Genomic DNA, 10,562 nt, shown 5'->3' on the forward strand with positions numbered 1-10,562 from the left:
GTAAAACCCCGGTAAATCAAGGGATTCCGGCGCCCGTGCCGTGGGTACGTCTGGTTGAATCCACTTCGACGGCCCGCCGGGCTGTTCCATCCTGGGGAGGCTCGGTGTCAGACCGATCGGATGTCCAGTTCGTGACGATCCATGGACATCGCCGCGCCTTCGTCCGGGCCGGGTCGGGGCCGGCGGTGCTGCTGCTGCACGGTCTCGGGTGCGACCACACGACCTGGGAGTCGGTGATCGAGACCCTCGCGCGCCGGTACACGGTGATCGCGCCCGACCTGCTGGGCCACGGACAGAGCGACAAGCCGCGCGCCGACTACACGCTCGGCGGCTTCGCCAACGGCATGCGCGACCTGCTGACGGTGCTCGGGATCGACAAGGCGACGGTGATCGGGCACAGCTTCGGCGGCGGGGTCGCCATGCAGTTCGCCTACCAGTTCCCCGAGCGGACCGAGCGGCTGATGCTGGTCGCCTCCGGTGGCCTCGGTCCCGACGTGTCGCCCGCGATCCGCGCGATCAGCACGCCCGGGTTCCACCAGGTGATGAGCGTGCTGACGCTGCCGGGCATCCGCCACGCCGGCAAGGCCGGCCTGCGGGCCCTGTCCGCGACCGGGCTCTCGCTGACCCGCGACCTCGACGAGGTCGCCGAGATCTACGACACGTTCCGCGACCCGCAGGCGCGGCACGCCGTGCGTCACGTGGTCCGGGCGGTCGTCGACTGGCAGGGCCAGATCGTCACCATGGCGGACCGGGCCTACCTCACCGAGGCGATGCCGATGTGGGTGGTGTGGGGTCGCAACGACCGGGTCATCCCGGTGCGCCACGCGAACGCGGCCGCCCAGCTCGCCCCGAACGCCCGCGTCGAGGTGATCCCGGACTCCGGCCACTTCCCGCACAAGGACCACCCGCAGCGGTTCGCGCGGATCGTCAACGACTTCATCCGCACGACCGAGCCCGCGTCGTACTCGCGGGCCCGGTTCCGCCGGCTGCTGCGCAACGGCGCGGCACCGGTCAGGCTGCACGCGGTGTCCGAGCCGGCCTGACGTTGTCGGGTGTCGCACCCGACAACGTCAGCAACCGGCTGGGACGTCAGGCGTCGCCGCCCTCCTGCTTGACCCCGGACACGGCGGTCGGGTCGTCGATGCGGTACTTCGCGAACGCCTCCTCGACCTTCGACCGCTCAATCTCGCCGGCGTCGGCCAGCGCCTGCAGGGTCTGCACGACGACCGACTGGGCGTCGATGTGGAAGAACCGGCGGGCCGCCGGACGGGTGTCGGCGAACCCGAAGCCATCGGCGCCGAGCACCCGGTAGTCGGCCGGGACCCACCGCGCGATCTGCAGGGGTACGGCGCGCATGTAGTCGGAGACCGCCACGACCGGACCCGACGTGCCGCCCAGCTTGTCCGAGACGTACGCCGTGCGCGGCGACTCGCCCGGGTGGAGCAGGTTCCACTCCTCGGCGGCGACGGCGTCGCGCGCGAGCTCGTTCCACGAGGTGACCGACCAGGTGTCGGCGCGGACGCCCCACTCCTCGGCCAGGATCTCCTGGGCCTCCTTGATCCACGGGAAGGCGACGCCCGAGGCCAGTAGCTGGGCGCGTGGGCCCTCGCCGTCGGCGGCCGAGACGTGGTGGATGCCCTTGAGGATGCCCTCGGCGTCGACCCCGTCCGGCTCGGCCGGCTGGGCCACCGGCTCGTTGTAGACGGTGAGGTAGAAGATGACGTCCTCGCCCTGGCCGTTGGGGCCGCCCTCGCCGTACATCCGCTCGAGGCCGGACTTCATGATGTGGCTGATCTCGTAGGCGAACGCCGGGTCGTAGTGCACGACCGCGGGGTTGGTCGCCGCGAGCAGCGGCGAGTGGCCGTCGGCGTGCTGCAGCCCCTCGCCGGTCAGCGTCGTGCGACCGGCGGTCGCGCCGATCAGGAAGCCGCGCGCGAGCTGGTCGGCCATCGCCCAGATGGAGTCGCCGGTGCGCTGGAACCCGAACATCGAGTAGAAGATGAAGAACGGGATCATGTGCTCGCCGTGGGTCGAGTACGCCGAGCCCGCGGCGGTCGCCGAAGCCATGCCACCGGCCTCGGAGATGCCCTCGTGGAGCATCTGGCCCTGCGCCGACTCCTTGTAGGAGAGCAACAACTTCCGGTCGACCGACTCGTACTGCTGGCCGCCCGGGTTGTAGACCTTCGCGCTCGGGAACATCGAGTCCATGCCGAAGGTCCGGTACTCGTCCGGGGCGATCGGGACGATCCGCTTGCCGATCTCCGGGTCCTTCATCCAGTCCTTGAGGAGCCGGACGAGGGCCATGGTGGTGGCGATCTTGTGCTTGCCGCCGCCCTGCTTGAGCTCGGCGTACATCTCGTCGCCCGGCAGCGTGAGCGTCTTGGCGCGCAGCACCCGCCTCGGCAGCGAGCCGCCGAGCGACCGGCGGCGCTCCATCATGTACTCGATCTCGGGGGAGTCCTTGCCCGGGTGGAAGAACGGCGCCGCGCCGGTCTCCTCGTAGGCGCGCTCGAGGTCGCGGTCGGAGATCGGGAGGTAGAGGCGGTCCCGGAACTTCTTCAGGTCGTCCGGGGTCAGCTTCTTCATCTGGTGCGTGGCGTTCTTGCCCTCGAGGGCGTCGATCGTCCAGCCCTTGATTGTCTTGGCGAGGATCACGGTCGGCTGGCCGACGTGCTGGGTGGCCGAGTCGAAGGCGGCGTACACCTTGCGGTAGTCGTGGCCGCCGCGCGGCAGCTTCACGATCTGCTGGTCGGTCATGTGCTCGACCATCTTGCGCAGGCGCGGGTCGGCGCCGAAGAAGTGCTCGCGGACGTACGCGCCGTCCTCGGTGGAGTAGGTCTGGAACTGGCCGTCCGGCGTCGTGTTCATCCGGTTGACCAGCACGCCGTCGACGTCCCGGGCCAGCAGCGGGTCCCACTCACGACCCCACACGACCTTGATGACGTTCCAGCCGGCGCCGCGGAAGTTCGCCTCGAGCTCCTGGATGATCTTGCCGTTGCCGGTGACCGGGCCGTCGAGCTGTTGGAGGTTGCAGTTCACGACCCAGACCAGGTTGTCGAGCTCCTCGCGCGCCGCGATCCGGATCGCGCCGAGCGACTCCGGCTCGGCCATCTCCCCGTCGCCGAGGAACGCCCAGACGCGCTGCTGGTCGGTGTCCTTGATGCCGCGGTTGTGGAGGTAGCGGTTGAACCGGGCCTGGTAGATCGAGTTCAGGGCGGTCAGGCCCATCGAGACCGTCGGGAACTCCCAGAAGTCGGGCATCAGCCGGGGGTGGGGGTACGACGAGAGGCCGGCGTGCGGGCCGTGCTGCACCTCCTGGCGGAACCGGTACAGCTGCTCCTCGTTGAGCCGGCCCTCGAGGAACGCCCGGGCGTAGATGCCGGGGGAGGCGTGGCCCTGGAAGTAGACCTGGTCGCCGCCGCCGGGGTGGTCCTTGCCGCGGAAGAAGTGGTTGAAGCCGACCTCGTACAGGCTGGCGGAGGACTGGTACGTCGCGATGTGGCCGCCGACCTCGAGGCCCTTGCGGTTCGCGGACGACACCATCACGGCGGCGTTCCAGCGGATGAACGCGCGGATCCGGCGCTCGGTCTCCTCGTCGCCGGGGAACCACGGCTCCCGCTCCGGCGGGATGGTGTTGATGTAGTCGGTGCTCCGCAGCGCGGGGACGCCGACGTTCGCCTGCCGGGCGCGCTCCAGCAGCCGGAGCATCACGTAGCGCGCGCGCTCGCGGCCGCGCTCGTCGACGAGGGAGTCGAAGGAGTCGAGCCAGTCGTGGGTCTCGTCCGGGTCGATGTCGGGCAGCTGGGTGGGCAGGCCTTCGTGGATGACGGTCGCGGTAGCGCCGTTCCGCTTCTTGTCCGTACCCGAATCGGTGCCAGTGGTGGATGCAGCGTCTTCGGTCACCCCGCCATCGTCGCACGCACCCTGTGAGCGTGAAATCGGCCGGTCGCCTTACTGGGCGGTAGGCGTCCGAGGGGTGCTTGCTGTGGACACGGGTTGCGCCCCTGCCCCAACTCCGGTGGACTACTCCCCACTTCGACCGACGTGTCGACTGACGTGTGAATGGAGGCGCAAGGTGAGCGCGACCCCGGGTGGCGGACCCACCCAGACCGACGGGCCCGCCACGGGTCCGGCTGACCGACTGGGCTTCAAGCCCGGGATGGTCGTGCAGGAGCTGGGCTGGGACACCGACACCGACGACGACCTCCGGGTCGCCATCGAGGACAGGATCGACGCCGACATGGTCGACGGCGACTACGGGAACGTGGTCGACGCCGTCCTGCTCTGGTTCCGCAACGAGGACGGCGACCTCGTCGACAGTCTCGTCGACTCGCTCACCGACCTGGTCGGGGGCGGCGCCATCTGGCTGCTCACGCCGAAGGTGGGCCGCCCCAACTCCGTCGACCCCGCCGACATCGCCGAGGCCGCCCCGGTCGCGGGCCTCTCGCAGACCACCACCGCGAGCGTCAGCAAGGACTGGGCCGCCACCAGGCTGATCGCACCGAAGACGCCCGCCTGAGGGATTCGGCCTCGCCGGGACACGGGAATGGTCACTCGGGACCATCCCCGTCCGCGCTCGTTGCACGGGTGCAGACACCACGAGGAAAGGCAACGCGTGCTCCAGGACGTCCTCCAGAAGGTTCTCGCCGGGGCCTCCGCCACGGGCACCACCGCGAAGGTGCTCGGGCAGGCCGGCGTCCTGCGCCCGCACCACCCGGTGGCGCTGGCCAGGGCCGCCAAGGCCCTCCGGGACTGGGGCACCGGTCCCGCCGGCGGGTTCACCGCCGCGGCGCTGCTCGACCCCCGGCGTACGGCGATCGTCGACGAGCTCGGTGAGCTGACCTACGCCGACGTGCACCGCCGGTCGAACGCGCTGGCCCGGGCGTTCGCGGAGCTGGGCGTCTCCGAGGGCGACAGCGTGGCGCTGATGTGCCGCAACCACCGCGGCTTCGTGGACGCCAGCATCGCGACGGCGAAGCTCGGAGCCGACATCCTGTACCTGAACACCGCGTTCGCCGGCCCGCAGCTCGTCGACGTCCTCGAGCGCCAGAAGCCGACCGTGGTGGTGCACGACGAGGAGTTCACCGGCCTCCTGGAGAAGGCCGATGTCGGTACGTCGGTGCTCGGCTGGACCGACGGGGGCGCCGACGGCCACACGCTGGAGGCGTTGATCGACTCCCAGCCCGGCGACGACGTGACCCCGCCGGGACGTCACGGCCGGATCGTGATCCTCACATCGGGCACGACCGGCACCCCCAAGGGCGCGCCGCGCAGCGAGGCCGGGATCGACGCGGCGGTCTCGCTGCTGTCCCGGATGCCGCTGAAGTACGGCTGGCGGACGCACATCGCCGCGCCGCTGTTCCACACCTGGGGCTTCGCGCACCTGGCGATGGCGATGCTGCTCGGCTCGACGGTCGTGCTCAGGGCGCCGCTTCGACCCCGAGCAGTGCCTGGCGGTGACCCAGGACGAGCGCTGCGACTCGCTCGTCGTGATCCCGGTCATGCTGCAGCGGATCATGGCCCTCCCGGAGGACACGCTGGTGCGGTACGACCTCTCCCGCGTGCAGGTCGTCGCCTCGTCCGGGTCGGCGCTGCCGGGCGACCTGGCCACCGACTGGATGGATCACTTCGGCGAGAACCTCTACAACATCTACGGCTCCACGGAGGTCGCCTACGCCTCCATCGCCGACCCGGTGGACCTCCGGGAGGCGCCGTCGGCCGCCGGCAAGCCGCCGTACGCGACGATCGTGAAGATCCTCGACGGGGACGGCCAGGAGCTGCCGGCGGGGGAGACGGGGCGGATCTTCGTCGGCAACGGGCTGCTGTTCGAGGGCTACACCGGCGGCGGCCACAAGGAGGTGGTCGACGGGCTGATGTCGACCGGCGACGTGGGCCGCTTCGACGAGAACGGCCGGCTGCACGTCGAGGGCCGCGACGACGAGATGATCGTGTCCGGCGGGGAGAACGTCTTCCCGAAGGAGGTCGAGGACTGCCTGATGCGGCACGCCGCCGTGGTCGAGGTGGCGGCCGTCGGCGTCGACGACGCAGACTTCGGCAAGCGGCTGCGGGCGTTCGTGGTGACCTCGAGCGAGGTGTCCGAGGACGAGCTCAAGGGACACGTGAAGGAGAACCTGGCGCGGTACAAGGTGCCGCGCGAGATCTTGTTCCTCGACGAGCTGCCGCGCAACGCCACCGGCAAGGTGCTCAAGCGGGAGCTCGACACCGACTGACCGCCCACCTCCTGCCGGGTGGGGCGCTGTCCGTGCCGGGTGGAAGACTGGTCGCATGACCGGTCTCGAGCTCGGCGGAGCAGCCCCCGACTTCACGCTGCGCGACCAGTTCGGCCAGGACGTCACGCTGTCGTCGTACCGCGGGAAGAAGGCGGTGGCCATCCTCTTCTACCCGTACGCCTTCTCCGGGGTCTGCACCGGCGAGATGGCCGGCATCCGCGACCGGCTCGCGGACTTCCTGACCTTCGACACCGAGGTGCTCGGGATCTCGTGCGACCCGGTCTACGCACTGCGCGCGTTCGCCGACCAGGACGGCCTGAACTTCCCCCTGCTCTCCGACTTCTGGCCGCACGGCGAGGTCGCCCGGGCCTACGACGTCTTCGACGACCAGCGGGGCTGCCCGAGGCGCTCGTCGTACGTCGTCGACCGGGACGGCAAGGTCCGCTGGGCGGCCCACAACGCGATGCCCGAGGGCCGCGACCTGGACGAGCACCTGCAGCAGCTGACGGCCGTGATCTGACCCATTTCACGCTCCGGTCTAGACCGGCCGGACGGAAATCCTGCGGTTTTCAATCGAACCCGCGACAGCCCTTGAACGGCGCCTCTACTGTTGGCCTCGTTGAGCCGCAGGTGACCCGAGACGCCTGCGGTTCAACTTCATTTCCCGCTCCTCGGGTGCCGTAGTCTGTGCCCCGCTCCGACCGCGCGGCTCGGAGCCTCGGGCGTATAGCTCAGCGGTAGAGCACCTCCCTTACAAGGAGGTGGTCGGGGGTTCGATCCCCTCTGCGCCCACCACTGCCCGTCGGCGCGCGGATCCGCGAACGGGTATCGATACCCGTCATTCGGACGGTGTGGGGCCGGTTGGGTCCCTGTCAGTGTCGTCTCGGCTCACCCAGTGCTGCGTCATGCCCTCGTTCCGAGCGGCTCGTGATGACTCCCCAGCCTCCGATGAGCCGCCATCCCCCGAACCCCCGAAGGAGTAGTCCATGAAGCGCGCCCGCGTTTCTGCGCTGGCCGGCCTCGCTGCCGTCGCCGCCCTCATCACGACCACCCCCGCACTGTCCGCCGACGCCGCCCCGGCGCCCCGCACGGCTGCCACCACCACCGCGCCTGCGCCGAAGGTCATCGGCATGTCCGCCCCGGCCGGGATGTGGAGCCAGCGGATCTCCGAGGTCGGCGCGTGCGGCGTGTCCGCCCGTCGCGTCTTCGCCAATCTGCAGTCGGACGGCCGGGCCCAGTCCTCGGTCATCTCCCAGGCGGTCGCCGCCCGCCAGATGCCGGTCATCTCCTACAAGGTGCCGAGCGTCGACACGCTGATCAACGGCGGCTACGACTCCTGGCTCAAGGCCACCCACAGCTACCTCGCCGGCCTCAACGTGCCCGTGACCGTGACCTTCTGGCACGAGCCGTCCGGCGACATGGACCCGGCCAAGTTCCGCGCCGGCTCGCAGAAGTTCCTCGACATCATGAAGTCGTCCACGACGCCGAAGATCGAGGTCGGCCCGATCCTCAACGGATGGCTGCTCGACAACAAGGTCGCGGAGTTCACGAGCTTCACCAGCAAGTCGCTGCTCATTCAGTGGGACTTCGTGGCCGTCGACTCCTACCAGTCCGGCACGGCCGCCGCTCCCGGCACCAAGCTCCCCGCTCGGGCCGTGCCGCTGCTGGCGACCTGGATGGACCAGCAGGGCTTCGGCAGCAAGCCGATCGGCCTCGGTGAGTACAACGGGTTCACCGCCGCCGCGATCAAGGCTGCCGGCGAGGCGATCCTGTCCACGCCGGAGGCGTGGTTCGGCCTCGCCTGGAACAGCGACGGCGGCACCAAGTACGCCCCGCTCGAGGGCGACCGGCTCGCCGAGTTCGTGAAGACCAAGGCCGACAGCCGCGCCCTGCACGACAGCGGCTGCTGATCCGACGCCGTCCGGCCGGTGGGTCGCGGGACATCCACCGGCCGGCGGCGTCATCCTGCCGCCGGCCCGTGACCGGCGTAGCTCCCGTCCGTCGCCGTCTGCCGCGTCGCCCACGCCGCGATCATCGTGCGCGAGGTGAACCCCAGCTTGCGCAGGATGTTCTCGACGTGTCCCTGCGCCGTCCGGACCGAGACGACCAGGCGCTCGGCGATCTCGCGGTTCGACAATCCTTCGGCCACGAGGGCCGCGACCTCGGTCTCGCGCTTGGTGAGCGGTGAGGGCTCCGCCGCGTCCTCGAGCGTCTCCGGCCCGAGCTCGCCGGTGAGCGCGTATCGGATCACGCGATCCCGGGAGATCTCCGCGCCGAGCCGGAACGACCGGCGGAACTCCGCCTTCCCCATCCGGCGGCGCGCGTCGTGCACCCCCCGCCAGGGCGAGGACGCCTGGCAGAACGGGTTGCCGGTCTCGCGCATCCCGATGTCGTTCCAGATCGCGTGGGCCGCGCCGAGCAGGATCGCCGACCGTTCGAGGTCGGCGTCCTCGAGGGCGATCCGGGCCAGGAGGTCCAGGACCACGCCGATGCCCATCCGGTCGTCGAGCTCGGTCTTCATCCGCAGTGCCTCACTCGCGTCCACCGTCGCGCGGGGCAGGTTGCCATCGGCGAGCGCGAGCTCGGCGAGCCCGGCGAGCGCCAGCGACCGGCGGAACGTCTCGCCCAGCTCGGTCGTCCGGGCGATCACGTCCTCGTGCACGCGCTCGGCGGCCTCCCGGTCACCGGCCATCCCCAGGCACAGTCCCTCGACGAACAGGGCCAGGAACTCGGCGTCGTCCCCGTCCCGCAGCAGCTCGACGGATGAGCGCGCGGCGGCGACGGCCCTGTCGACGTCGCCGTCCCACGTGGCAAGGATGGCGCGCAGCACCTGGGTCAGCCCCCGGGCCTGATCGTCGTCGGCGGCCTCTGCCTCCGCGTCCGCCTGCCCGAGCCAGTCCAGCGCCTCGGACAGGTCGTTCTGGAGCCCCGCGAACCGTGCCGCCATCACCATGGCCATGGCCCGCAGAGCCGGCTTGCCGTGGTGGCCGGCCAGGCCGATCTCCAGCCAGTGCCGTGCCTCGTTCGCCAACCCCGTGGTCACCCAGAAGGCGTCGAGGTCGGTGGCGATGGTGAGCACGAGCTCGGCCAGCGAGTCCTCGGAGCTGCAGAACTCGAGCGCCGCCCGGATGTTCGCGTGCTCACGGCGCGCCTGGCGCAGGAGGGCGCCCTGCCGGCTCCCGACCCACAGCGACCGGAACCCGGCGGCCAGCTCCGCGATCCAGTGGGCGTGGCGGCCGCGCCAGTGCCCGAGCGTGCCGTCCTCGACGAGCCGTCGCCACCCGTAGGCCGCGAGGTACGCCGGCATCGCGTACCGGACCGCCCCGTCGTCGCTGTGCGCCGCGGCGACCACGCACTTGTCGACCAGGGAGGCGACCAGGCCCGGCACGTCGGATGACGCGAGGTCGTCGTCGACGCAGACCGCTTGGACCGCGTGCAGGTCGTAGCCGTCGGCGAAGACCGACATCCGGCACCACAGCGCGCGTTCCGCGGTACTGCACAGGTCGTAGCTCCAGTCCGCGGACGCTGCGAGGGAGCGCTGTCGTGGGGGCGCGTCGGCGTACCCCTGGTCGAGGAGGGCGAGGTGGTCCGCGAGCTGGACCAGCATGTCGCCGGGCGCCAGCGCGGCGAGCTGTCCCGCCGCCAGCTCGATGGCCAGCGGGATGCCTTCGAGCGCGCGGCACAGCTCTCCCACGGCTGGCGCGTTCTCGTCGGTGAGCCGGAAGTCCGCGCCGACGAGCGATGCCCGGTCCAGGAAGAGCAGGACGGACTCGTACTGCCCGGCGGTCCGCGCGGTCAGCGGCGCCCCGGGCTCGGGCACCGACAGCGGAGGCACGCGGACCACGACCTCCCCCGCCATCCCGAGCGTCTGGCGGCTGGTGACGAGGACGCGGAGGTTCCGGCACTCCGCCCGCAGGGCGACCAGCAGCCGCACCACCTCGGGCAGCTCCCGCTCGCACCCGTCGAGCACCAGCAGCGCTCTCCGGTCGGCGACGTGGTCGGCGATCAGCTCGGTCAGCGGCACGGCGGACTCGGCTCGGAGGTCCATCGCCATGGCCACCGTCGGCACCACGAGGTCGGCGTCCGGGACTGCGTCCAGCTCGGCCCACCACAGTCCCTCGCTGAAGGTCCGAGCGCCTTCCTCGGCGACCTGCGCCGCGACCCGGGTCTTCCCGATCCCGCCCCAGCCCGTCAACGTCACGAGGGGATACTCCGCCAGCCGCTGCCTGACCTCGGTGAGGAGCGACCGTCGGCCGATGAAGGACGTGTACCTCGGCGGCGTGATGATCCTCAATGGTAGGTACGGCACGGCACCATCCCGCAACGCCCGGA

7 protein-coding genes, 1 tRNA gene and 1 pseudogene are annotated in these 10,562 nt (G+C 70.8%); 7 read left to right on the forward strand and 2 right to left on the reverse strand.

All coding sequences use genetic code 11. From position 1 onward, the window contains the following. The first annotated feature begins 131 nt into the window (after positions 1–131). Complete coding sequence (locus ACVW2K_RS12790) at positions 132–1,043, forward strand: alpha/beta fold hydrolase (protein ID WP_457202775.1); 912 nt, start codon at positions 132–134, stop codon at positions 1,041–1,043. Positions 1,044–1,089: 46 nt separating this feature from the next. Here the strand turns inward: ACVW2K_RS12790 and aceE are convergent, their stop codons facing one another. Next, positions 1,090–3,825: a pyruvate dehydrogenase (acetyl-transferring), homodimeric type gene (aceE, locus tag ACVW2K_RS12795; RefSeq protein ID WP_036569949.1), complete on the reverse strand. Its 2,736-nt coding sequence runs from the start codon at positions 3,823–3,825 to the stop codon at positions 1,090–1,092. A gap of 250 nt (positions 3,826–4,075) precedes the next feature. Between aceE and ACVW2K_RS12800 the strand changes: the two genes are divergently transcribed. From ACVW2K_RS12800 to ACVW2K_RS12825, 6 genes and pseudogenes are all read left to right on the forward strand, one after another. Continuing rightward, positions 4,076–4,519: a DUF3052 domain-containing protein gene (locus ACVW2K_RS12800; protein ID WP_036569861.1), complete on the forward strand. Its 444-nt coding sequence runs from the start codon at positions 4,076–4,078 to the stop codon at positions 4,517–4,519. 27 nt (positions 4,520–4,546) lie between these two features. Continuing rightward, a pseudogene (locus tag ACVW2K_RS12805) lies at positions 4,547–5,777 on the forward strand (AMP-binding protein); the annotation flags it as partial. A 219-nt stretch (positions 5,778–5,996) separates the two neighbouring features. Next, entirely contained in the window at positions 5,997–6,230 is a 234-nt protein-coding gene (locus ACVW2K_RS12810) for an AMP-binding enzyme (RefSeq protein ID WP_457204066.1), read from the forward strand. 55 nt (positions 6,231–6,285) lie between these two features. Then, complete coding sequence (locus ACVW2K_RS12815; protein ID WP_028636974.1) at positions 6,286–6,750, forward strand: peroxiredoxin; 465 nt, start codon at positions 6,286–6,288, stop codon at positions 6,748–6,750. Between the two features lie 200 nt (positions 6,751–6,950). After that, positions 6,951–7,025, forward strand: a tRNA-Val gene (locus ACVW2K_RS12820). Between the two features lie 191 nt (positions 7,026–7,216). Further along, the gene (locus ACVW2K_RS12825; protein ID WP_457202776.1) at positions 7,217–8,140 is read left to right on the forward strand and encodes a hypothetical protein; all 924 of its coding nucleotides are present in this window, start codon (positions 7,217–7,219) and stop codon (positions 8,138–8,140) included. Positions 8,141–8,190: 50 nt separating this feature from the next. On the opposite strand, the gene ACVW2K_RS12830 is transcribed toward ACVW2K_RS12825, so the two are convergent. Further along, positions 8,191–10,539 (reverse strand): ATP-binding protein, encoded by a 2,349-nt coding sequence (locus tag ACVW2K_RS12830; protein WP_457202777.1) that lies wholly within the window; start codon positions 10,537–10,539, stop codon positions 8,191–8,193. Between the last annotated feature and the right edge of the window lie 23 nt (positions 10,540–10,562).

The organism is Nocardioides sp. HB32 (assembly GCF_054058995.1).